Origin of the sequence: Gordonia sp. PS3 (genome assembly GCF_041950545.1) — a bacterium.
GTDB classification, from domain to species: domain Bacteria; phylum Actinomycetota; class Actinomycetes; order Mycobacteriales; family Mycobacteriaceae; genus Gordonia; species Gordonia sihwensis.
Map to the genome: position 1 here is coordinate 2,744,384 of NZ_CP169524.1, position 22,239 is coordinate 2,766,622.

Genomic DNA, 22,239 nt, shown 5'->3' on the forward strand with positions numbered 1-22,239 from the left:
TGATCTGTGTCTGTACGCCGACTGGCGTCAGCCGACCACCGCGAGGATGTCGCGGGCCGACAGGATCAGGTATTCCTGACCTGCGTACTTGATCTCGGTGCCGCCGTACTTGCTGTAGATGACGACGTCGCCTTCCTTGACGTCGACCGGGATACGGTTGCCCTGATCGGTGACGCGGCCTTCGCCGACAGCGATGACCTTGCCCTCCTGCGGCTTCTCCTTGGCCGAATCCGGGATGACCAGGCCGGAAGCAGTGGTGGTCTCAGCCTCGACGGCCTGAACGAGGATCTTGTCCTCAAGCGGCTTGATGTTCACGCTCGCCACGATGTCAGTTCCTTTTCCTTCATGTAACTGATGGGAAGTTCGCGGCACCGGGTCGCTTTGCCACGTCGTCGCGGGTGCCGCGGCGCTGCATTTCGGATGCCAACTAGCACTCTACCCATGAGAGTGCCAGCACATCAAGGGCCCCGGCGTCCGAGCCGGTCGCGGCAGCTCAGAGCTTGCTGATCTGCACGCTCATCCCGGGATCGGTCGCCACGGTGAGAGGCGACGGAGGGGCGCCGCCGCCGATCACGTGGGCTCCCAGGGTGGCGACCATGACGCCGTTGTCGGTGCACAACCTCGGCTTCGGCACGCGCAGTTCGATACCCGCGGCGGCGGTCCGCTCGGCCGCGAGCGACCGGATCCGCGAATTGGCGGTCGCACCGCCGCCCAAGACCAGGGTGTCGACGCCGCGATCACGGCATGCGCGCAGCGCCTTGGCGGTCAGCACATCCGCGACCGCCTCCTGGAACGACGCGGCGACGTCGGGCACCGACACGGGGGCACCCGACCGGACCCGGCCCTCCACGTATCGCGCGACGGCCGTCTTGAGACCGCTGAAGGAGAAGTCGTACGGCGCGTCGCGGGGCCCGGTCATGCCGCGCGGGAACGCGATCGCGGCGGGATCGCCGCCACGGGCGGCCGCGTCGAGTGCGGGACCCCCCGGGTAGCCGAGATCCAGCAGCCGCGCCACCTTGTCGAAGGCCTCCCCCGCGGCGTCGTCGACGGTGGTGCCCATTTCGACGATCGGCTGTGACAGGTTCTGCACGCCGAGCAGATGCGTGTGCCCGCCGGAGACCAGCAGCGCCACCGCGGGCGGCATCGGACCGTGCTCGAGGGTGTCGACCGCGACATGTCCGCCGAGGTGATTGACCGCGTACAGCGGCACATCCCAGGCCAGCGCATACGCCTTGGCCGCGGCGACGCCGACCAGCAGGGCTCCGGCGAGTCCCGGTCCGATCGTCACCGCGATGGCGTCGGGCCGGTCGATCCCGGCCGCCTCACGCGCCCGCTGCATCGTCGGGACCATCGCCTGCAGGTGGGCCCGCGAGGCGACCTCCGGGACCACGCCGCCGTACCGCGCGTGCTCGTCCACCGACGATGCCACTTCATCGGCCAGCAGCGTCGCCGTCTCGCCGTCCCATTCGACGACACCGACTCCGGTCTCGTCGCAGGAGCTCTCGATACCCATCACGATCATGAGGTCGCGTGCCCTTCCGGCCGGTGATTGCCCGGTTCGTCGTTACTGTGTTCGTCGTTGCTGTGTTCGCCGCTGCTGTGTTCGTCGCCGTCCCGGCGCGCGGCGCGCACCATCGTGTACGCGTCCGCGCCGGACGGCTGATAGTAGTTGCGTCGCACTCCCGCCACCTCGAATCCGCTGCGCTCGTACAGCGCGATCGCCGGGACGTTGTCGGTGCGCACTTCCAGGAATACCGGCGCGTGGACGGCGTCGGCAACCCGCAGCAACGCGTCGAGCAGAGCCCGCCCGTAGCCGCGCCCCTGGCAGGCGGCGTCGACCGCGATGGTGTGCACCTCGCACTCGTGGTCGCCGGCACGGCCCAGCACGCTGATACCCGCGTAGCCGGAGACCGGGGCGCCCGGGACGGTGCGCACCGCGAAGTAGGTGTTGTGCGGCGCCCGCAGTTCGGCGACGAAGCCGGTCAGCGGCCACGGCGAATCCGTGGCGAAGAGTTCCCGCTCGATCTCGGCGCATCGGGCCAGGTCGGAGGGAGTCAGTTCGTCGACGACCGGGCCGGGGCCCTCACTCATGTGTCGCCGAGGGCAGCAGCGACTTGCGCTTCCGGTCCTTGAGTTCGACGGCGTCCGGGCGGCGCAGGTACAACGGCGTCAGAGGCTCGGCCGGAGCCCGAGCGGTGAGTCGCTCGGCGGCGACGGCGACCAGCGAGGCCGGGGTCGGTGTGACCAGGTCGGCGCCCGCCGCGCCGAAGCGCTCGGTGAATCTGCTCTCCCCCACCACGTCGGAGAGCGTGCGCCCCGCCAGTTCCGCGACCAGCGTGTCGGGTGAGTCGACGGCCGGTCCCGCGACACGCCGACCGGCCTCGTACAGCGCCCAGTACACCTCGCGGCGACGGGCATCGGTGAGCACCAGTCGCGTCCCCGCCTCCGGCGCAGGCGTGCCGCGGTCGATCGCATCGAGGGTGCACACCCCGTAGGCGGGAAGGCCGAGCGCGTCGGCGTACGCCGCTCCGGTGGCCATTCCGACGCGCAGCCCGGTGAACGGTCCGGGACCGCAACCGACGACCACGGCGTCGAGGGCGTCGCCCGCCACACCCGCCTCGGCGAGCACGTCCCGCATCAGGGTCGTGAGCACTTCGGCGTGACGGCGCTGATCGGTCACGATCCGCTCCGCGAGCGTCACGGGCCCCTCGTCGCGCAGTTCCACCACGCCGGTCACCACGGCGGAAGTCGCGGTGTCCAGCGCCAGAGCCCGAATCGGCGGCTGCGCGGTCATCGGTTCACCCACTCCCAGGTCGCATGTCGTGTCTCGGTGTCGTCGTCGCGGCGCAGCCGGACGATGAGGTATTCGTCGACGAGTCGCTCCACGACGCCTTCGCCCCATTCGACCACGACCACGCTGTCGTCGAGGTCGGTGTCGAGATCGAGGGCGTCCAGATCGTCCAGGCCGCCCAGCCGGTAGGCGTCGACGTGGACCAGGCCGGTGCCGCCGGGCACGCCGGGAGCGTGCTGACGAGCGATGATGAAGGTCGGCGACGAGACACGGCCGGCCACGCCGAGCCCGGCGGCGATACCGCGCGTCAGCGCCGTCTTCCCCGCACCGAGCGGACCGTCGAGGATCACCAGATCCCCCGGGCCGAGGTCGGCGGCGAGCTCGCGGCCGAGGTCTTCGGTGTCGGCCACCTCGGGCAGGTCGCGGGTTCCGGAGGTGCGCTGCGGCGTCATCCCTGTCGCTCCGATCGTGCGTGCTTGTCCGAACGCGCGCGGCCGGAGAGCCGCCACGGCAGCACCGGCCGGCCCAGCGCCAGGCGCGACCGCGAGACCAGGTCGTCGATGGCGTCGGTGACCAGCTCCGGGTCCTCCATGGGGAGCATGTGCCCGCAGCCCTCCGCGATGACCATGCGGGAGTCGTGACCGAGCTGTCCGTACATGCTCAGTGAGTTCGGCAGCGGCGTCAGCCGGTCCTCGTCGCCGCACATCACCACCGTCGGTACCTGAGCGAGCACCGGCAGCGCCGTCGCCTCGTCGTGGCTCTCCAAGACGTGCAGGAAGTTCACCATGGTCGCGATCGACGTGTTCTGAATCATCGACTCGACGGCGTGGCCGGCGCGCGGGCTGTAGTGGTCGTGGCCGAAACTCGCCGCGACGAGCACCGGTTCCACCGCCCGGCGCGTGATCCCCCGGCCGGCCTGCACGGCGCCCGGGATGTAGCGGACCGACAGGCGCAGCGCATCGACGATCGGGTTGTTGAGTCCTTCGCCGAGCCCGGCCTCGGTGATGCCCCTGGCCGCCGTGGAGACCAGTGCGACGCCCGCGATGCGACCGCTGTGAGAGAACATCCGCGAATGACGTCGCGCGAACGACATGATCGACATCCCGCCCATCGAATGGCCCACCAGAACCACCGGTCCGGTCGGCGCCATCGTGCGGATCACCGCGGCGAGGTCGTCGCCGAGCTGCGCCATCGTAGAGCTCTCGGCGGACGCCGGGTCGCTCGCTCCGTGGCCGCGCTGGTCGTAGAAGACCATCTTGATGTGCCGGCCCGCCCAGCGCTCGGCGAGACCGAACCGCTGGAAGTGCCAGGCCGCCATCCGCAGGGTGAACCCGTGCACGAAGACCACGGTCAGCTCGGGCGTCGCGGTGCGCCCCCACTTGCGGTCGCCGCGCACGTCGGGACCGCCGGTGAGCACCGTGCGGACCGCGAGACACACGCCGTCGTCGGCGGTGACCGTCGCAGCTTCGTCGGCGTAGATCGCTTTGAAGTCGACGCCCGCATGCGGATCGATCCGCATGTCGGTCTTGCGGAGCTTGCGGCGGCGGAAGGCGCCGCCCGCCGTCACCGCGCCGAGCGAGCGCGCCTCCGACAATCCCGAGCGCCATGCGGCCTTCCGTCGCGGCTTCGCACGCTCGCGGTCAGGCATCGACGTCTCCCCCGGGACCGCCGACATACCGTCGCACCGCGCGCGAACCGATTCGGGAGATGATCTCGTAATCGATCGTGCCGATGGTGTCGGCCCAGTCGGTCGCGGTCGGCACCGGCGCGCCGCCCGCGGCGCCCGCGGGTCCGAACAGCACGGCCCGGTCGCCCTCGGCGACGCCGCCGCCGTCCGGTCCGAGGTCGATCACCAGCTGATCCATGCAGACCCGCCCGACGTTCGGGAAGATCCGGCCGTTCACGTGCACGCCGAACCGGCCGGACAGCAGGCGCGGAACTCCGTCCGCGTAGCCCGCGGGCACCACGCCGAGAACGGTGTCGGCGGGAGCGACCCACGTGTGGTTGTAGGAGACGCCCTGCCCGGCCGGAATCCTCTTGACCAGCGAGATCCGCGTCTCCAGCGTCATCGCCGGAATCAGCCCGAAGTCGCCGATGTCCGGGACCGGCGAGTAGCCGTAGATCGACAGTCCCGGACGGACCGCGTCGCGCGCCAGGTCGGGCCGGGTGAGCGCCGCCGGAGAGTTCGCGATGTGTACCAGCTGCGGCCGTACGCCGCGCGCACGCAGGTCGGCGACGGCATCGTCGACACGCTGCGCCTGCTGTGAGTTGAGCGGATGGTCGGGCACGTCGCCGAAGGCGAGATGACACATCACACCGTGCAGGCTGATCGCGCCCTCCGCACATGCGGCGGCCACCGCGTCGGCGGTCTGCGCCCATTCCTCCGGGCTGACGCCGCTGCGCGCGAGCCCGGTGTCGAGCTTCACCGTCACCGTGGCGGTCCGGCCGAGTCTGCGCGCCTGCGCCAGCACCAGCTCCAGCTGCCGAGGCGAGGAGACGGCGATGTCGATCCCGTCGGCGATCGCCCCGGCGAAATCGGCCTCCGCGGTGTGCAGCCAGGCGATCAGGTGCCCGTCGATGCCGGCGGCGCGCAGTGCGCGGGCCTCGCTGATCTGCGCCACACCGAGCGCGATGGCACCCGCTCCGAGCGCGGTGCGGCCGACGGCGACCGCCCCGTGCGCGTAGCCATCGGCTTTGACCACCGCGATCACATCGGAGCCCGAGCGCTCCCGCAGGACGCCCACATTGTGGGCGATGGCGTCGAGATCGACAGTGGCGTAGAGGTTAGCGTGCGAGTCCATCGCACCTATTCTCGCAAATCCAGCAGACGGCGGAGCGTCGGCGCGACCGCGTCGCGCAACGCGGCGGCGCTGATCGGCGCTCCTCCGCTCGCGAGCGCGGCGGCGCGCGCGTGCACCCGGGCCGCGCAGACGCCGGCCGAACGAGCGGGGAGTCCCGCCGCCAACAACGATCCGGCGATGCCGGTGAGCACGTCGCCCGCCCCGGCGGTCGCGGCCCAGGACGACTCCGCGTCGTTGCCGCTGACCCGACCGTCCGGGTCGGCCACCAGGGTGATCCGGCCCTTGAGCAGCACCGTCACCCCGAGCCTCTCGGCCAGGCCGCGCACTGCGCTCAGCCGGTCCGGCCCCGGTTCGGCTCCGGCGAGCCGGGCGAACTCCCCGGCGTGCGGCGTCAGCAGCGTCGGTGCGGTCCGATCCGCCAGAAGCTCGGGCGCACGCGCCAGCACGGTGAGCCCGTCGGCGTCGATCAGTGTCGGAAGGTCGGTCCCGAGCACATCTGCCAGTAGATCGTGTGCTTGCTCACCCGTGCCGATTCCGGGGCCGATCGCCCATGCCTGGACTCGCCCGGCATCGGCGACGGTGGACGCCGCGACCACCTCCGGCGACTTCGCCAGCACCTCGTCGACCGCCGGACCGACGTAGCGGGTCATGCCCGATGTGGCGGCCACCGCGGCCGAGGTGGCGAGCACCGCAGCCCCCGGGAACACCGCGGACCCGGCGATCACGCCGACCACGCCCTGCGAGTATTTGTCGTCGCCCGGCCCGGGAAGCGGCCACAGCGCGGCCACCTCCGCATCGCTCGGACTGGTCACCTGTGCAGCCGGTACCGGGATGCCGATGTCGGCCACCACCACCCGGCCGCAGGCCGGCGCGGCGAGCAGGTGGGCGAGCCTCGGCGCCCCGAAGGTCACGCACACGTCGGCCCGCACCGACGGTGTGTTCACCACGCCGGTGTCGGGATCGACGCCGGACGGAAGGTCGACGGAGAGCACCGCCGCGCCCGTGTCCGCGATCCGCGCGAAGACCTCCGCAGCCGGCGGTCGCAGCGGGCCGCGGCCGCCGAGCCCCACCACGGCGTCGACGGCGATGTCGAGTTCGTCCGGCACGGTGGCGCTCACGCGGCCGCCGGCGCTCCGGAACGCCGCCAGGCCCGCACCGTGCGCGTGATCGGGATCGAGCAGGAGTGCGTCGACGCGGACGCCGCGCCGCCGCAGACGAACTCCGGCGTAGAGCGCGTCGCCGCCGTTGTTTCCCGCGCCGACCACCAGCAGCACCCGCCGGCCGTAGACGCCGCCGGTCCGCTCGCGCAGTTCGGCGCTCACCTGCGCCGCCACCGCATTCGCGGCGCGGGCCATCAGCACACCGCCGCTGAGCAGAACGCCGGTCGCGGCTTCGGCGTCCCGGATCTGCGCGGCGGTGTAGTAGCCGGTCACCACAAGGTCCTCATCGCTATTCGACGGTGACGGACTTGGCCAGGTTCCGCGGCTTGTCGACGTCGTAGCCGCGCGCCTGGGCGACGGTGGCTGCGAACACCTGCAACGGGACCGTCGAGACCAGCGGCTGCAGGAGGGTCGCGGTGTGCGGGATCGGGATCAGATGGTCGGCGACCTCCACCGCCGCGGTGTCCGTGGCCTCGGCGATCACGATCGTCCGGGCACCGCGCGCCTGGATCTCGCGGATGTTGCTGATCATCTTGGAGTGCAGCAGGGCCCGGCCCTCGGGGGACGGCATCACCACGATCACCGGCAGCCCGTCTTCGATCAGGGCGATCGGGCCGTGCTTCAGCTCGCCTGCCGCGAAACCCTCGGCGTGGATGTACGCGAGTTCCTTGAGTTTGAGCGCGCCTTCCAGCGCCACCGGGTAGCCGACGTGCCTGCCGAGGAACAGGATCGTGTCAGCCGAGGCGAGGCCGCGGGCGAGCTCTCGGACGGGCTCCATCTGCTCGAGCACCTTCTCGACCGCGGCCGGGATCTGTTCCAATGCCTCGAACTCGCGTGTCACCTCGTCGGCGTACTTGGTACCGACGGCCTGAGCCAGTGCGAGGCCCACCATGTAGGCCGCGGCGATCTGCGCGAGGAAGCACTTGGTGGACGCGACCCCGATCTCGGGGCCGGCGTGGGTGTATAGCACGGCGTCCGATTCGCGCGGGATCTGCGCGCCGTTGGTGTTGCAGATCGCCAGGACGCGGGCCTTCTGGTCCTTGGCGTGGCGTACGGCCTCCAGGGTGTCGGCGGTCTCGCCGGACTGGCTGATCGCCACCACCAGCGTCGACCGGTCGAGCACCGGGTCGCGGTAGCGGAACTCGCTGGCGAGTTCCACCTCGACGGGCAGTCGGGTCCAGTGCTCGATCGCGTACTTGGCGATCAGTCCGGCGTGGTAGGCGGTGCCGCAGGCGACGACGAAGACCTTGTCGACGTCGCGCAGGTCCTGATCGCTCAGGCGCTGTTCGTCGAGCACGATCCGGCCGTTGCGGAGGTGACCGATCAGGGTGTCCGAGAGCGCCGCGGGCTGCTCGGCGATCTCTTTGAGCATGAAGTAGTCGTAGCCGCCCTTCTCCGCGGCGGCCAGGTCCCAGTCGATGTGGAACGGGGTGCCGCCGGTCGGGTTGCCGTCGAAGTCGGTGACCGCATAGGTGTCGGCGGTGATGACCACGACCTCGTCCTGACCGAGTTCGATCGCGTCGCGGGTGTGCTCGATGAACGCCGTCACGTCGGAGGCCACGAACATCTCGCCGTCGCCGACCCCGACGACCAGCGGGGTGGACCGGCGTGCGGCGACGATGGTGTCCGGGTGGTCGGCGTGGGTGAAGACCAGGGTGAAGGCGCCCTCCAGACGCCGCAGCGTGGCGTACGCGGCGGCCACGAAGTCGCCCGCGTGCCGGCCCGACGCGTATTCGCGCTCCATCAGATGCACCGCGGTCTCGGTGTCGGTGTCGGAGGAGAATTCGATGCCGGAGTCTTCGAGCTCGGCACGCAGCGGCGCGTAGTTCTCGATGATCCCGTTGTGCACGACGGCGATCTTGTGGTCGGTGCTGAGGTGCGGGTGCGCGTTGCGATCGGTCGGTTGACCGTGCGTGGCCCAGCGCGTGTGGCCCATACCGGTGTGACCGGTGAGCGCCGCACGGCCGACTTCAGCGATCTGCTTGTCGAGGTTCTCCAGCCGGCCGGCCTTCTTCTCGACCGTCACCGCACCGTTGCCGTCCAGGATCGCCACGCCGGCCGAATCGTAGCCGCGGTACTCCATCCGGCGGAGGGCGTCCACGACGATGTCGAGCGCGTCGCGCTTGCCCACATATCCCACGATTCCACACATGGGTACCAAGAATAGCGTCAGGCGGAGCGTGGTTTAGCGCCGAGCAACTGGGACACGGTGTCCAGTTCGGGACGGTCGGCGGACTCGAGGTCGACGGCGAGCGCGTCGCCCATGGTGAGCTCGGGGTCGGAGAAGGCGGCGTACTTCTCGTCGCCGGTCAGCCGATGCAGGAAGAAGCCGGTCAGCTGCGCCCGAACCGCCTTGTGTACGGCTCGATCGGCGCCGTTGATGCCGATGAGGGACTTGACCGAGGGCGTCTCGACGAGGTCGCCCGCGTCCGCTCCGGGGAGTGTGCGCAACACCACATCGCCTGCGACGTTCTCCGCCAGGTCGAGTGCGTTGCCGGTCATCGACGCCAGGTGTCCGCTGCCTGCCAGCACCAGCGACGGCACCCGGACGGTCGCGGCCGCGGCAGGCAGGTCGGCGGTGGTGGGCGCGGGGAACACGGTCGCCAGCGCCTTGACGTTCATCGGCGGCCTGCCCAGCAGCACGGCGTCGGATGCGGCCCGGACCGCGGCTGCGGCACCGAACCCGTGTCCGGCGAGCCCGATCCGGTTCGGATCGACGCGGACCCGGCCGGTGCCGAGTTGCACGCTGCCGGCGACGGTCGCCGCGGCGCGCAGGTCGGTGCCCAGGGAGATGTCGGACGGGAACGGGCCCCGGCTGCCGTCGGGCGCGGCCGCCACGATGCCCCATGAGGCGAGGTGGAACAGCAGATCCCGGTAGCGGGCACTTCCCATCAGCCAGCCGTGCGCGAACGCCACTGCCGGAAGTTCGCTGCCGGTGCGCGGTGCGAAGATCTGACCGGACATGCCGACTATCCCGAGATCGCCGCGATCGACCTTGTTGGGTCCGCGGCGCGCGAGTTCCTTCATCAGCTTGTCGGGCGGAGGCGCCACGACCTTGTTGTTCCCGAACACGGCTCCCACCCTATGACATCGATCGCGGATAGGGACTCGGTGCCGAGCGATCACCGTCCGCGCGAGCGCGGCCGCGCCGCGTCGAGTCCTGCGGCCAGCATCAGCCGCCCGAGCACGGCGTCGGCCGCATCGGCGTCGGCGCGCAGCCGGGCGCGGAGCCGCTGGACGCGCACCGGATCCTCGCGCGGTGCGGGCGCCGCCGCTGCCAAACGGTCGCGGTAGCGTCGGCCGGCCTGTTCGAACCCGCTCGCGGATTCGGCGGACAATGCCTCGAGTCGGTTCTCCGGGGACGTCACCGCAGATCCGCCAGTACGAGCTCGCCTGCCGAACCGGTGTCGGTCGTCCATGCCGAGGCCACCTCCGCGAGGGCTGCGGCGATGGCGTCGGCGGCCAGTTCCCCCGCGGAGTCCGCGTAGTCAAGACGCGCATGCACTTCGGCTCGCAGTTCGCCTTCGGTGACCGCGCCGGCATTCAGAGCGGCAGGTACCGCGTCGAGGTCCACCCCGCCCAGCCTGCGACGGGACACCGTCTCCAGTACCGCTGCGTGGCGTGCGAGCACCTCTTCGAGGACCCGAGCGGCGTGGGTGGTCACGGCCGCCCCTTGCGTCAGCCGGCTCCGCAGATCGGCGACGTCGCCTGCCACCACCCGTACCGCGCTGCCCGCCGCGTGTCCGGATCTGCCGGACCACTCCCCGACCGTCGTCGCCGTCGCACCCGCTGCTCCCTCCGCGCGGGCGAGGCGGTCGGCCAGGTCGCTCAACCGTTGCGCATCCGCCACGAATGCCGGCATCCGAAACTCGTCCACCGCTGAATGAGGCCGGCGTACGGCCGCCTCGTCCACCGCGGTCAGGCCCAGTTCCCGGCAGACGGCGATCACCGTCGCGAAACCGTCCGCGCACGAGCCCGTCATGCCGGCCGGCCCGTCGCCCACGACGCCGCGGCCGACTCCGCGTCGGCGAACGCCGCACCGGCCCGCCCCAGATCCGCGGCCACCGCGTCCACCGCGACTCCGCAGCCACGGAGCCGGGCGGCGAGATCGAGGAGCCGGTCCAGCGTGGCGTCCGCCGCACGACGCGGCGGACCGTGATCGGCCCAGTCGCACATCCCGCCGCCGTCGAGTTCCGCGGCGCATTCCGCGAGCGTCGTCACGATGTGCTGCTGGGCGGCGGTGAAGTCCGCGAGTTGGTCCAGATCGACGTGGATCGAGTCATTGCTTCCGGCGTCCATGCCTATTGGACGCACGCGCCGCCCGCACGGTTCCGCGACACGCCGAAAACGTCGCATCCCCGACCGGTCGGGCGTGTCTGTCGCGGGGCCTGTTCAGACGCCCGCGACCACAGCGGCCACGCGTTCGGCGATTCCGCGCGCCGACTCGGGGGTCTGCGCCTCCACCATCACCCGGACGAGTTGCTCGGTTCCCGACGGACGCAGCAGGATGCGCCCGCATCCGTCCAGTTCGGACTCGGCGGCCGCTACCGCGCTGAGCACCTCTTCGGCGACCGCGACGGCGTGTTTGTCGGAGACGGGGACGTTGATGAGCTCCTGCGGCAGAACCGTCATCACCCCGGCCAGATCGGCCAAGCGCTGTCCGGTCTGCGCCACCCGCGCGGCGAGCATGAGGCCGGTGAGCACTCCGTCGCCGGTGGTTCCGACGGCCGGGACCACGATGTGGCCGGACTGCTCACCGCCGAGGGCGTAACCGCCCGAGCGCAGTTCCTCGAGGACGTAACGGTCGCCCACGCCCGTCACCTTGAGCTCGATTCCCGCGCTCTTCATCGCCAGGTGCAGGCCGAGGTTGCTCATGACGGTGGCCACGAGGACGCCGTCGGTCAGGTGGCCCGCCTCGTGCATCGCCAGCGCCAGGATCGCCATTATCCGGTCGCCGTCGACCACCGAACCGGTCGAGTCGACCGCCAGGCAGCGGTCGGCGTCACCGTCATGGGCCAGGCCGAGGTCGGCGCCGTACTCCAGGACGGCGGCCTGCAGTTTGTCCATGTGCGTGGAGCCGCACCCGTCGTTGATGTTGAGGCCGTCGGGCTCGGCGTGGATCGCAATCACCTTGGCGCCGGCGGCCTCATACGCGCGGGGAGCCACATGGGACGCCGCACCGTGTGCGCAGTCGACCACGAGCGTCAACCCGTCGAGCGAGGTCGGGACCGACTCGGCCAGATGAGCGAGGTAGCGTTCGGCGGCGTCCTGGGCGTCGCGGATCCGGCCCACACCGGCGCCGGTGGGACGGGGCTGGTCGGCGTGCATCGCCGCCTCGATCTCGTCCTCGACGTCGTCGGGGAGTTTGTGGCCGCCCGCGGCGAAGAACTTGATGCCGTTGTCGGGCATGGGATTGTGCGAGGCGGAGATCATCACTCCGAAATCCGCCCGATAGTCAGCCGTCAGAAAGGCGACGGCCGGGGTGGGGACCACTCCCACCCGGATGGCGTCGGCGCCCGCCGCGGCCAGACCGGCGCACAGCGCGGCCTCCAGGAGTTCGCCGGAGGCGCGGGGGTCACGTCCGACGACGACGCGCGGACGGGAACGAGCGTTTGCACCGAGAACGCGAACGGCGGCCGAGGCCAGGGCCAACGCCAGCTCTGCGGTGAGCTGGTCGTTGGCCCGGCCTCGGACGCCGTCGGTGCCGAAAAGGCGAGCCACAGTAGCCGAAGCGATCAGCGCTTGCTGTACTGCGAGGCCTTGCGGGCCTTCTTCAGGCCGTACTTCTTACGCTCCACAGCACGCGCGTCGCGGGTCAGGAAGCCGGCCTTCTTCAGTGCCGGACGATCCTCGGGGCTGACCTCGATGAGGCCGCGCGCGATGGCCAGACGCAGCGCGCCCGCCTGACCCGACGGGCCGCCGCCGACCAGACGAGCGTGGATGTCGAAGGCGTCGGTGCGCTCGACGGTGACGAGCGGAGCCTTGATGAGCTGCTGGTGCACCTTGTTCGGGAAGTAGTCCTCGAGGGTGCGGCCGTTGAGCGTGAACTCGCCGGTGCCGGGCACCAGGCGGACCCGGACGATGGCCTCCTTGCGGCGGCCCACGGTCTGGATCGGGCGGTCGAGCACGACCGGTCCGCGAGTGGCGGTCTCGGTCTCGACGACCTCGACGGACTCCGTGGTGTAGCTGCCGTCCTCGTTCAGGGTCTCTTCTTCGACGACCTCGACGTCGACGTCGTTCAGGTTCTCGTTGGTCACTGGGCCACCTGCTTGATCTCGTAGTTGACCGGCTTCTGCGCGGTGTGCGGGTGGTTGGGGCCCGCGTAGACCTTGAGCTTGCCTGCGATGGCGTTGCCCAGCTTGTTCTTCGGGAGCATGCCCTTGACGGCGCTCTCGACGACGCGCTCGGGCTTGGTGGCCAGGAGCTCACCGATGCTCTGGGACTTCAGGCCGCCCGGGTGACCCGAGTGGCGGTAGAGACGCTTGTCGGTCAGCTTGTTGCCGCTGACGGCGACCTTCTCCGCGTTGATGATGATGACGTAGTCGCCGCCGTCGACGTGCGGGGCGAACGTGGGCTTGCCCTTGCCGCGGAGCAGGTTGGCGCTCGCGACGGCGAGGCGGCCGAGCACCACGTCGGTGGCGTCGATGACGTACCACTCGCGGGTCACGTCACCGGCCTTCGGGGTGTAGGTAGGCACAGTAGTCCTCTTTTGAACTCGTTTGCTGCTGGTCAGGCACTTCTGCAGAGCGTGCTCCCGGCGACCAGTGGGGACCCGGGCACTCTGTTGACGCAGGGCACCAGCGATCTAGCTTACGCGGGCTCGTCGACGCGGGTCAAAACGCGCGTCCGGCTGGGTCCGTATCGTCGAGAGCATGACTTCAGTGATCAGCATCGGTCCCGGCGACGGCGCCCTCACCCTGCGCACCGGCGTCGCCGGGCGGGCGGCGCGGACCGGCCACAGCTTGACGATCGGGTTCGACGCGTGGCGAGCCGACATCGCCTTCGACGGCGACACTCCGGTCTCCGTGGCGCTGCGGGTGGACGTCGACTCCCTGCAGGTGCTCTCGGGCGAGGGCGGGCTGACTCCGATGACCGGTCCGGAACGGCTGGTCGCGCGCGCCAACGCTCTCAAGTCGCTGAAATCGTCCGCCTTCCCCGAGATCGTCTTCCGGGCCGGCGACGTGTCGGCGAGCGGCGACGGCTACCGGTTGTCGGGCGATCTGACGATCTGTGGAGTCACCGAGCCCCACACCGTCGACGTGGCGGTGGACGGCAGCACCGTCTCCGGGCAGTCCGCGGTGACGCAGACGACGTTCGGGATCAAGCCGTATTCGCTGATGATGGGCGCCCTGAAGGTGGCCGACGAGGTGGTCGTGACGCTGGAGGCGTCGGTCACCGTCTCCTAATCGCTCACCACACGCAGGGAACCCACGGCCCCGCGGCACGGACCGTCCACCGACTCCTCCCCCGTGCCCGTCTGACAACCGATGCTGATCTGCGTGCCGCTCTCGACGGCCACGTACCAGGCCACGGGAGAACCCGACGCCGGCGTCTCGCGATACCCGATCACGCGACGGCCCGCATAGCTCACGTCTGCTGCGAACTCGGCCACCGCGTCGTCCCCGCGCTGCGCGATGCGGTTCCGCAGGCTCTCCGCGACCGTCGCGACGGTGGAACCGCCCCGCAGCCGCGAGACTACGACGATCAGCCGCCTGCCGTCGTCGGGGGCCGCGAACACCGTGCGGCTTCCGGCGGTCGCATCGTCCCCGTCACTGCGCCGCCACTGGCCCGGAACGGCGAGTTCGGCCCGGCCCACCCGGACTGTCTGCTGCGCGGACCGCTCCGGCCGCGGCCAATGCGCCCACCCGGCGGTCGCGGCTGCGGCCAGCACCAGCACCGCGGCGACGACTGCCGGCGCGCGCAGTCCCCGGCGCGACGCGGCGATCGGCGGCGCGGGCAGGCCGGCGAGCAGCTCGGCGGCGCTCACCGGACCGAGCCGACCTCCGTGCCTGGTCAGAACCGTTCTGTCGACGGCCATCGCGCGTACACCGAAGGCTTCGAGCAGCAACCGCTGGGCGGCGGCGACCGATTCCGGATCGGGACCGTCGACGAAGACCGCGTCGGCGGCGCGCAGCGGAGCCGACCACCCGGGTTCGGCCGATATCCGGCGCGGGAGGTCCACCGCGCCCCGCCCCAGCGACCACCGGCCGTCGGTGCGCGTCACCGTGTGCACGCTCCAGTGTCCGCCGGTGGCCGGCAGCATCCGGGTCTCCACCACGGCGCAGCGGTGCACGGTCGCGTCGGCGTGCGAAGCGGCGATCGCCACCGCCCGTGGAACGGGTTCGGCGGCGGCGCCCACGGAGGCGAGTTCGCCGACCAGAGCCTCGGTGCGGACCGGTCCCCACACGGTGGGCAGCAGGATCCGGGAGGCGCCGACGGCCCGCGCCATCACCTCGCGCAGCGCCTGCCGGGCGAGGGCCCGCCGTTCGGCGCAGTCGATGTCCTCCAGCAGCGTCGTCAGATCCACGGTGCTGCCGGGACCGGTCACACGTCCGTAGGCGAGATCGATCACCGGGCCGCTCACGCCCGTTCTCCCAGCGCGACCTGGACGATCTCCGGCGACCGGTTGCGCGACACCAGTTCGCCGCGGCCTGCCGGCAGGCGCTGCAGGCGGTGCCTGCCCACCACGTAGCCCTCGTCGGGGTCGCCGTTCATCAGGAGGACATCGCACGAGAGGTCGCGCAGACAGGCGATCAGCGGATCGAACAGCGCTCGGCCGACACCGCCGGATCGGCGCGTGAGGATCAGCCGGAAACCGATGTCGCGACCGTGCCCGAGCAACTCGATCAATGGCGACAATGGATTCCCGGACGCCGTGGCGACGAGGTCGTAGTCGTCGACCACCAGATAGACGGTGGGCCCCGACCACCAGCTGCGGTCGACGAGTTGTTGCGGTGTCACGTCGTCGCCGGGCAGCCGCGCGGCGAAGTACTCGGCGAGTTGCGCCATCATCGGCCGCGCCGTGCGTTCGGAACTGGCGTAGCCGCCCAGATGCGTCTCCGGCACCTCTCCGAGCAGTCCGCGACGGTAATCGACGAGGACGAGCTTGACCTCGTCCGGATCTCCGCCGGCCACCAGTCCGCGGACCAGCGTGCGAAGCGTCTCGGTCTTGCCCGATTCGACGTCGGCGAACACCAGCAGGTGCGGCTGGGCGTCGAAGTCGAGGACGCACGGCCCCAAGTCGGTCTCCGACAGCCCGAGCGCGACCGTACCGGCCCGCGTCCCGGCTCCCTGCGCGGCAACGGTCTCCGCGAGCACGGAACCGTCCACCACTCGTGCGAGAGTCCGCACCTCCGGAGCCCGGCGATCGCCGTATTCCCGCGCGACGGCCTCGACCAGCTTCGCCGTTCCGGCGGACACATCGGTCGCGTCGGCGACGCCGTCCACCCGCGGCAGCGCCACCAGCAGGTGCTTCTCCTGCGCGGTCAGCCCGCGGCCCGGCCGTCCCTCCGGCACTCCGGCCGCGGCGCGGCGGCTCATCTCGGAATCGAGGGCGTCACCGAGCCGCAGTTCCACGCGACCGGCCATCAGGTCCTTCATGGCGGGCCGGATCTCGCCCCACCGCGACGCGCTGACCACCACGTGCACGCCGTACGCCAGCCCCGTCGAGACGAGGGCGTCGACCTTCTCCTCCAGCGCCTCGAAGTCGGCCCGGAGCACGCCGATCCCGTCGATGACCAGGAAGACGTCGCCGTACCGGTCGTCGGCGAAGCGGCCCGCAGCGCGCGCCGCGCGGTACTCCCGCATCGACTCGATGCCGTGCTCGGCGAAGCACGCCTCCCGGCTCGTCTTCACCGCCAGGATCTCGGCGAGCGTGCGGCGGATCCGGTCGTGCTGGACTCGGGTGGCCACCGAGCCGACGTGCGGCAGACCATCGAGTGCGGCGAGCGTGCCGCCGCCGAAGTCCAGACAGTAGAACTGCACCTGTTCGGGGGTGTGGGTCCTGGCGGCTCCGCAGATCAGGGTGCGCAGCGTGGTGGACTTGCCCGACTGCGGACCGCCCACGACAGCGACGTGCCCGGCCGCACCCGCGACGTCGAGCCATGCGGTGTCGCGCCGCTGCTCGAACGGCAGGTCGATGACCCCGTACGGAAAGGTCAAGGTGCCGGGTGCGGTGTCGCGTGCCAGCGCATCGAGGGTGATCGCCCGCTCCAGCGGCGGCAACCACACCCGATGCGGGGTGCGGCCGTGCCCGGCCAGTGCCGCGACCACCGTCTCGAGCACCGTCGCGGACGGACCCTCGTCGGCCTGGCCGTCCGGCTGCTCCGTGGCCGGTTCGGCGAGCGGGACCTCCGCGGTGGTGAACGCGACCGGCCGGGTCTGCGCACACGACGCGGAACCGGCAGACGGCCCCGCCGGTGGTCGATAGGGGCCGGAGACGAAGCACGTGTTGAAGCGTGTCGGCGCCGACGAATCGCACTTCAGGTAGGCCGCGCCGGGCGCACTCGGCAGGTGATAGGCGTCGGGGACGCCCAGCACAGTCCGGGACTCGTTGGCGGAGAAGGTCTTCAATCCGATCCGGTACGAGAGATGACTGTCGAGCCCGCGCAGCCTGCCCTCCTCGAGACGCTGGGACGCGAGCAGCAGGTGGATGTGCAGGGAGCGCCCCAGCCGGCCGATCGCCACGAACAGGTCCGCGAATTCCGGTTTCTGCGCGAGCAGTTCGGAGAACTCGTCGACGACGATGAAGAGGGCGGGCAGCGGGTCGAGCGGCGCCCCCGCCCGGCGGGCCTGTTCGTAGTCGGTGACATTGGCGAAGTTGCCTGCGGCGCGCAGCAGTTCCTGACGGCGGTTCAGTTCGCCGGAGAGTGCGTCGCCCATCCGGTCCACCATCGCGAGTTCCTGCTCGAGGTTGGTGATCACCGCGGCCGTGTGCTTGGCCTGCTCCAGACCGAGAAAGGTGGCCCCGCCCTTGAAGTCGACCAAGACCAGGTTCAACTCGTCCGGGGAGTGCGTCGCGATCAGCGCGAGGACGAGGGTGCGCAGCAGTTCGCTCTTGCCGCTGCCGGTGGCGCCGATGCACAGCCCGTGCGGCCCCATTCCGCCGTGCGCGCTCTCCTTCAGGTCAAGGTGCACGGGAGCGCCCTCCGGGGTGTAGCCGATCGGCACGCGCAGTCGTTCGGCACCGAGGCGCCCGCGCCAGGCCGACTCCGGGGTCACGCGGCCCGCGTCTCCCAGACCCAGCAGTGCGGGCAGTCCGGGATCGCTCGCGAGAACCGGCGTGTCGAGATCGAGAAGTGCGTCGAGCGACGCCGGGCGGTACCGGGCGAGCCGGCGCGCGACGGCTTCGGCGCACGGCCCGGACAGCCGGTCGGCGACGGCGAACTCCTCCAGTCCGGCGGCGGTGCGGGCGGCGACACGACCGCCGGACACCGTCAGCTGCAGCCCGCGACGCACCGCCAGCGGGCTCGGCGCGGTGCCCAGACTCACCACTGTCACGCCGTCGAGGCCTACGCCGCCGATCAATTCGTCGTCCACATCGACTCGATCGGTGTCGACCACGATCAACAGATGGGACGTCGCCGGAGAGTCGGCCGTCCGGCTGAAACCCGCTCGGGCCGCGAGATCGGCGGCGAGGTCGTCGCCGAGGGCGCCGAGCGTCGGGTACACCATGCGCACGGCACCGAGCCCGTCCCGACGAGCCGGATGGCCGATGTGCGGCAGCCACTTGACCCAATCCCATTCGGCGTCGAGCGGATCGTCGGCGACGACCGCGATCCGCAGGTGGTCCGGACCGTGCAGTACGGCCAACGAGCACAGCATGAACCGCAGCAGGGCGCGCACCTGCACCGGATCCCCGAGCAGGCTGACCGCCGGGAATCCGCGCAGCGCGATCGCCGTCGGCAGCCCGTCGACGGCCGCATGCGCCGCAGCGAAACGTCTCAGCGCCACCGCCGACACCGGCTCCAGGTCGTCGCCCGGCGGCGTCTCCGGCGGCACCAACGCGGTCGCGAGGCGGTGTGTCCCGCGGCCGACGCGGACATGGCCGAAGTCGTCGTCGGTGAATCTGCGCTCCCACATCCGGCGGCCCCCGACCAGGCCGATCAGCGCTCCCGGATCCGGATGCCGCCACTGCGCCGATTCTCGTTGCGCTGCAGCCGTTTCGGCGACATCGTCGCGAAGCTGCCCGAGATGGCGCAGATAGTCCTTGCGGTTCTCATTCACCTCGGCTGCCCGCTCGGGACCGCCTCGCCCGCCGGATGCCAGCATTCCCACCATCGACATCACCATCATCAGCGGGAACATCAGAAACATCGGATTCGCCAGTGCCCCAGCGCCTCCGGTCATCACCATCATGGCGACCATGCCGATGACGGCGACCACCATGACCACCGGCAGAAGCCGCACCAGCAGATTCGGCGGCACTGCGCGCGACAGCTCCGGCGGCGCGGTCAGCTCGATCTCCCCGTCCGGCGGAGCCTCCACGACGATCCGCGGACGACGCGCGAAACCGATTGTTGCACTGCCCATTCGAGCCCCCCAGCTCTGATTCGGCCGCCGCGTGAGGCCGGTTGAGCGATTTCCCCCAATCGCTGACCGCGACGACTCCCGACATGGTTATCTCGACGACGTCCTCGCCTCACGGGCGATGGAAGAGGTTGTATCAGGAACCTTGGGGGAAGGTTTGCCGAATGACCGTGTTGACCGAACCGGACATGATCCGGACATCGATCGTGGGTGGGAGCACTCAACTCGACGCAGGCCTTCCGGCCGGCGTGCCGATCGCGGCGCTGATGCCCGATCTTCTCGACGCTCTGCGGGTCCGGGTGGACGACAGCGCTGAACCCGCGAACTGGACACTCGCCCGCATCGACGGAACCGCCTTGGCCGCCGAGCACACTCTCGCGCAGTGCGGGGTGTGCGACGGCGATCTGCTGGTGATCCGCACTGCGCCGGCCGATGCCGGGACGGTGCTGATCGACGACGTCGCCGACGGTGTGGCGGCGGCTCTGCAGCGGGACCGCTTCGGCTGGTCGTCGGACGCCTCACGCATGGTGAGCTATCTGGTCTTCCTGGTCGCGGTGGTCGGGGCCGTCCCGGCCGGCCGCTGGGCGGCGGCCGCCGGCGACGCTCCGGTGGTCCTCGCGGTCTCGGCCCTGGGTGCGGCGGTCTCACTCGGGGCGGCACTGTCCGGCCGTCGCCTGGAGAGCGACCCGCGGACCTCCGCCGTCCTCAGCATCGCGGGCTGCGTCCTCGGCGCCGTCGCGGCCTCGCTCGTCGTGCCCGGCGCGGCGGGCGGAGTCCAGCTCGCGTTAGCGGGCATCGCTGCCCTGGCCGGTGCGGTGATCGGATACCAGGGCACCGGCCGGGCCGCGGCGGCCCACACCGCGATCGCCGTGGTCGGCGGCGCAACCGCGGCGACCGGGCTGCTCGCCACGGTGTGGGCGCCGTCAGTGCGGGATCTGGCCGCAGTCGTCGCGGCGGCGGGCGTCGGCCTGGTGCTCTGCGCGCCGCGAATCGCGATCGCCGCCGGACGTCTGCCGTTGCCGTCGGTGCCGAACACTGCGCCGGCGGCACCCGACGGGACCGATCCCGCGGTGGTCGACGGCGTGGACGCGGTCCGGCTCTCGACCCGCGATCCGCTCGGCGCAATCGCCGACCTCGCGCTGGGCGACCTCGACGCGCTCGCGCGCCGCGCCGCCGTGACCGCATCGATTCTGACGGGCGCACTCGCCGGTGCCGTCCTGGTCACCGGGGTCGCGACCGCGGCCGTCGCCGCTGCGGCGGGCGGATCGCCGGTGGCGCTGGGCTACTGCGCGTGCATCGTGGTGGCACTCGCCGCCCGCGGCCGGACGCACGCCGACCGGCTGCAGTCGGCTCTGCTGGTCGGGGCGGCCGGGATCATCGGAGTCGTCGCCGCGCTCGCCGCCGTCGCGGGGTCCGGCCCGGAACCGGTCTGGGTGTTCGCGGGGACGATCGGCTGGGCGGTCGGCGCTCTGCTGCTGGGCACGGTCGCATCCGGCCGCGACTACTCTCCGCCCGCCGTGCGCGCCGTCGAGATCGCCGAATACGCCGCGCTGACCGCGGTGATTCCGCTGCTGCTCTGGGTCCTGGACGTCTATCAGGCGGTCCGGACCCTGTGATCCGGCGGATCGGCGCGATCACGGCGGTCGCGGCGGTCGTCTGGTTCTCCGGCGCGGGTGCCGCCGTGGCGGTCCCGGCGCCGGTGATCGCCCGGGCGACGGTCTCGGCCGCACCGCTGGGCCCGCCCGAGCCGACCGAGCAGCGCGCCCGCTGCGCGACCACCGCCGACGCGGACACCGCAGGCGAACCCGCGGGCCACCGACTGCTCGACGTGGCAGCGGCCCATCGGTTCAGTCGCGGCGCCGGCGTGTCCGTGGCGGTCATCGACACGGGTGTGAGCCCGCACACCAGGCTGCCGCGCCTCGTCGCCGGCGGCGACTACGTCGGGACCGGCGACGGACTGTCGGACTGCGACGCCCACGGAACGCTGGTCGCGGGCATCATCGCAGCACAGCCCTCCGCCGACGACGACTTCGTCGGTGTGGCGCCCGAGGCGACCATCATCTCGATTCGGCAGTCGAGCGGAGCGTTCAGCGCCCGGGGCAGCGGAGCCGACGACGCCGTGGTGGGAGCCGGATACGGCCCGCTCACCACTCTCGCGCGGTCGGTGGTACGGGCCGTCGACCTGGGTGCACGGGTGATCAACATCTCAGAGGTGGCATGCGCACCCGCCGCCGGTCCGCTCGATGACGGTCTCGTCGGGACCGCGCTGGCCTACGCGCGTGAGCGGGACGTGGTGGTGGTCGTGGCAGCCGGGAACCTGACCGAGACCACGGCGTGTCGGGAGCAGAACCCGTCGGGTGCGGCCTCGGTCGAGCAGGCGTGGGCGCGACTGCGCACGGCCGTCACCCCGGCGCGATTCGCGCCGCTGGTGCTGACGGTGGGCGCCGTCGCGGCCGCCGACGGCGCAGCGGCGGACTTCAGCCTGCGCGGGCCGTGGGTGAGCGTGGCGGCGCCGGGCACCGATGTGGTCAGCGTGATGCCGGGCTCGGGCGGCCCGCGGCTCGCCGGCGGCCTGCGCACCGGCGACGGGGTGGCCCCGCTCGCCGGCACCAGCTACGCGGCGCCGTACGTGTCGGGCCTGGCGGCGCTGATCCGGTCCCGGTACCCGCGACTGTCGGCCGCTGAGGTGATCGACCGCATCGTCGACACGGCGCACGGCGGCGGCCGGGACGACGCCGTCGGCAGCGGGGTGATCGATCCGCTCGCCGCACTCACCGACGACCCCGAGGTGCGCGCCGCTCCGGGTCTGCGGCCGTTGGCTCTCCCCGACGATGAGCCCGAGTCGGGCTCCGGTGCGGGCGTCATCCTCGCGGGTGCGGGTTTCGCGGCTGTCGCCGTCGTGGGCGGACGCCTGCTGCGCCGCCGCCGATGATCGCTGCCGAGGCGATGGGCGCCGCGG

Annotated in this window: 21 protein-coding genes; 3 read left to right on the forward strand and 18 right to left on the reverse strand. The window is 71.5% G+C overall.

Features of this window, described 5'->3' with window-relative positions; translation table 11 throughout:
* Nucleotides 1–27 precede the first annotated feature (27 nt).
* The 16 genes from groES to rplM all read right to left on the reverse strand — a co-directional run bounded on the left by groES (nt 28) and on the right by rplM (nt 13,449).
* Nucleotides 28–324, reverse strand: coding sequence for a co-chaperone GroES (gene groES, locus ACE11G_RS12670; RefSeq protein WP_006897174.1), 297 nt, complete (start codon nt 322–324; stop codon nt 28–30).
* Nucleotides 325–493: 169 nt separating this feature from the next.
* Nucleotides 494–1,522 carry a tRNA (adenosine(37)-N6)-threonylcarbamoyltransferase complex transferase subunit TsaD gene (tsaD, locus tag ACE11G_RS12675; protein ID WP_045540289.1) on the reverse strand — a complete coding sequence of 343 codons (1,029 nt, stop codon included), beginning with the start codon at nt 1,520–1,522 and terminating at the stop codon, nt 494–496.
* On the reverse strand, nt 1,519–2,091 hold the full coding sequence (rimI, locus tag ACE11G_RS12680) for a ribosomal protein S18-alanine N-acetyltransferase (RefSeq protein WP_375002413.1): 573 nt from the start codon (nt 2,089–2,091) through the stop codon (nt 1,519–1,521). The genes tsaD and rimI overlap by 4 nt, the downstream gene beginning before the upstream one ends.
* Entirely contained in the window at nt 2,084–2,794 is a 711-nt protein-coding gene (tsaB, locus tag ACE11G_RS12685; RefSeq protein WP_375002416.1) for a tRNA (adenosine(37)-N6)-threonylcarbamoyltransferase complex dimerization subunit type 1 TsaB, read from the reverse strand. Before tsaB ends, rimI begins: the two co-directional genes overlap by 8 nt.
* Entirely contained in the window at nt 2,791–3,243 is a 453-nt protein-coding gene (gene tsaE / locus ACE11G_RS12690; RefSeq protein ID WP_006897170.1) for a tRNA (adenosine(37)-N6)-threonylcarbamoyltransferase complex ATPase subunit type 1 TsaE, read from the reverse strand. Before tsaE ends, tsaB begins: the two co-directional genes overlap by 4 nt.
* Nucleotides 3,240–4,439 carry an alpha/beta fold hydrolase gene (locus ACE11G_RS12695; RefSeq protein WP_375002420.1) on the reverse strand — a complete coding sequence of 400 codons (1,200 nt, stop codon included), beginning with the start codon at nt 4,437–4,439 and terminating at the stop codon, nt 3,240–3,242. The genes tsaE and ACE11G_RS12695 overlap by 4 nt, the downstream gene beginning before the upstream one ends.
* Complete coding sequence (alr, locus tag ACE11G_RS12700) at nt 4,432–5,592, reverse strand: alanine racemase (protein ID WP_006897168.1); 1,161 nt, start codon at nt 5,590–5,592, stop codon at nt 4,432–4,434. Before alr ends, ACE11G_RS12695 begins: the two co-directional genes overlap by 8 nt.
* Before the next feature lie 5 nt (nt 5,593–5,597).
* Nucleotides 5,598–7,028, reverse strand: a complete 1,431-nt coding sequence (locus tag ACE11G_RS12705) for an NAD(P)H-hydrate dehydratase (protein ID WP_375002422.1) — start codon at nt 7,026–7,028, stop codon at nt 5,598–5,600.
* 13 nt (nt 7,029–7,041) lie between these two features.
* Nucleotides 7,042–8,904 (reverse strand): glutamine--fructose-6-phosphate transaminase (isomerizing), encoded by a 1,863-nt coding sequence (glmS, locus tag ACE11G_RS12710; RefSeq protein ID WP_375002424.1) that lies wholly within the window; start codon nt 8,902–8,904, stop codon nt 7,042–7,044.
* A 17-nt stretch (nt 8,905–8,921) separates the two neighbouring features.
* On the reverse strand, nt 8,922–9,824 hold the full coding sequence (locus tag ACE11G_RS12715; protein WP_375002426.1) for an alpha/beta hydrolase: 903 nt from the start codon (nt 9,822–9,824) through the stop codon (nt 8,922–8,924).
* 50 nt (nt 9,825–9,874) lie between these two features.
* Complete coding sequence (locus ACE11G_RS12720) at nt 9,875–10,120, reverse strand: hypothetical protein (RefSeq protein ID WP_375002428.1); 246 nt, start codon at nt 10,118–10,120, stop codon at nt 9,875–9,877.
* Nucleotides 10,117–10,734 carry a hypothetical protein gene (locus tag ACE11G_RS12725; RefSeq protein ID WP_375002431.1) on the reverse strand — a complete coding sequence of 206 codons (618 nt, stop codon included), beginning with the start codon at nt 10,732–10,734 and terminating at the stop codon, nt 10,117–10,119. The genes ACE11G_RS12720 and ACE11G_RS12725 overlap by 4 nt, the downstream gene beginning before the upstream one ends.
* Entirely contained in the window at nt 10,731–11,051 is a 321-nt protein-coding gene (locus ACE11G_RS12730) for a hypothetical protein (RefSeq protein ID WP_006897162.1), read from the reverse strand. The genes ACE11G_RS12725 and ACE11G_RS12730 overlap by 4 nt, the downstream gene beginning before the upstream one ends.
* Before the next feature lie 93 nt (nt 11,052–11,144).
* Entirely contained in the window at nt 11,145–12,473 is a 1,329-nt protein-coding gene (gene glmM / locus ACE11G_RS12735; RefSeq protein WP_062367114.1) for a phosphoglucosamine mutase, read from the reverse strand.
* A gap of 14 nt (nt 12,474–12,487) precedes the next feature.
* Nucleotides 12,488–13,009, reverse strand: a complete 522-nt coding sequence (gene rpsI, locus ACE11G_RS12740) for a 30S ribosomal protein S9 (RefSeq protein ID WP_375002434.1) — start codon at nt 13,007–13,009, stop codon at nt 12,488–12,490.
* Nucleotides 13,006–13,449, reverse strand: coding sequence for a 50S ribosomal protein L13 (gene rplM, locus ACE11G_RS12745; protein ID WP_006897159.1), 444 nt, complete (start codon nt 13,447–13,449; stop codon nt 13,006–13,008). The genes rpsI and rplM overlap by 4 nt, the downstream gene beginning before the upstream one ends.
* A gap of 175 nt (nt 13,450–13,624) precedes the next feature.
* On the opposite strand from rplM, the gene ACE11G_RS12750 reads away from it, so the two are divergent.
* Nucleotides 13,625–14,158: a YceI family protein gene (locus ACE11G_RS12750; RefSeq protein WP_039867718.1), complete on the forward strand. Its 534-nt coding sequence runs from the start codon at nt 13,625–13,627 to the stop codon at nt 14,156–14,158.
* On the opposite strand, the gene ACE11G_RS12755 is transcribed toward ACE11G_RS12750, so the two are convergent.
* A complete protein-coding gene (locus ACE11G_RS12755) occupies nt 14,155–15,336 on the reverse strand; it encodes a type VII secretion-associated protein (protein WP_062367116.1) in 1,182 nt (393 codons plus the stop codon). The two genes, ACE11G_RS12750 and ACE11G_RS12755, sit on opposite strands and share 4 nt — an antisense overlap.
* On the reverse strand, nt 15,333–19,283 hold the full coding sequence (gene eccCa / locus ACE11G_RS12760) for a type VII secretion protein EccCa (RefSeq protein ID WP_375002437.1): 3,951 nt from the start codon (nt 19,281–19,283) through the stop codon (nt 15,333–15,335). Before eccCa ends, ACE11G_RS12755 begins: the two co-directional genes overlap by 4 nt.
* Nucleotides 19,284–19,444: 161 nt before the next feature.
* Between eccCa and eccD the strand changes: the two genes are divergently transcribed.
* Nucleotides 19,445–20,896, forward strand: coding sequence for a type VII secretion integral membrane protein EccD (gene eccD, locus ACE11G_RS12765; RefSeq protein WP_062367121.1), 1,452 nt, complete (start codon nt 19,445–19,447; stop codon nt 20,894–20,896).
* Nucleotides 20,893–22,212, forward strand: a complete 1,320-nt coding sequence (gene mycP / locus ACE11G_RS12770) for a type VII secretion-associated serine protease mycosin (protein WP_006898019.1) — start codon at nt 20,893–20,895, stop codon at nt 22,210–22,212. The genes eccD and mycP overlap by 4 nt, the downstream gene beginning before the upstream one ends.
* The last annotated feature ends 27 nt before the right edge of the window (nt 22,213–22,239 follow it).

Bases quoted from the DNA above. Each gene is read 5' to 3' on its own strand.
- ACE11G_RS12730 (WP_006897162.1), bottom strand. From the start codon at position 11,051: ATGGACGCCGGAAGCAATGACTCGATCCACGTCGATCTGGACCAACTC.
- ACE11G_RS12695 (WP_375002420.1), bottom strand. From the start codon at position 4,439: ATGCCTGACCGCGAGCGTGCGAAGCCGCGACGGAAGGCCGCATGGCGC.
- rimI (WP_375002413.1), bottom strand. From the start codon at position 2,091: ATGAGTGAGGGCCCCGGCCCGGTCGTCGACGAACTGACTCCCTCCGAC.
- eccD (WP_062367121.1), top strand. From the start codon at position 19,445: ATGACCGTGTTGACCGAACCGGACATGATCCGGACATCGATCGTGGGT.
- ACE11G_RS12750 (WP_039867718.1), top strand. From the start codon at position 13,625: ATGACTTCAGTGATCAGCATCGGTCCCGGCGACGGCGCCCTCACCCTG.
- tsaE (WP_006897170.1), bottom strand. From the start codon at position 3,243: ATGACGCCGCAGCGCACCTCCGGAACCCGCGACCTGCCCGAGGTGGCC.
- alr (WP_006897168.1), bottom strand. From the start codon at position 5,592: ATGGACTCGCACGCTAACCTCTACGCCACTGTCGATCTCGACGCCATC.
- tsaB (WP_375002416.1), bottom strand. From the start codon at position 2,794: ATGACCGCGCAGCCGCCGATTCGGGCTCTGGCGCTGGACACCGCGACT.
- ACE11G_RS12725 (WP_375002431.1), bottom strand. From the start codon at position 10,734: ATGACGGGCTCGTGCGCGGACGGTTTCGCGACGGTGATCGCCGTCTGC.
- glmS (WP_375002424.1), bottom strand. From the start codon at position 8,904: ATGTGTGGAATCGTGGGATATGTGGGCAAGCGCGACGCGCTCGACATC.
- eccCa (WP_375002437.1), bottom strand. From the start codon at position 19,283: ATGGGCAGTGCAACAATCGGTTTCGCGCGTCGTCCGCGGATCGTCGTG.
- tsaD (WP_045540289.1), bottom strand. From the start codon at position 1,522: ATGATCGTGATGGGTATCGAGAGCTCCTGCGACGAGACCGGAGTCGGT.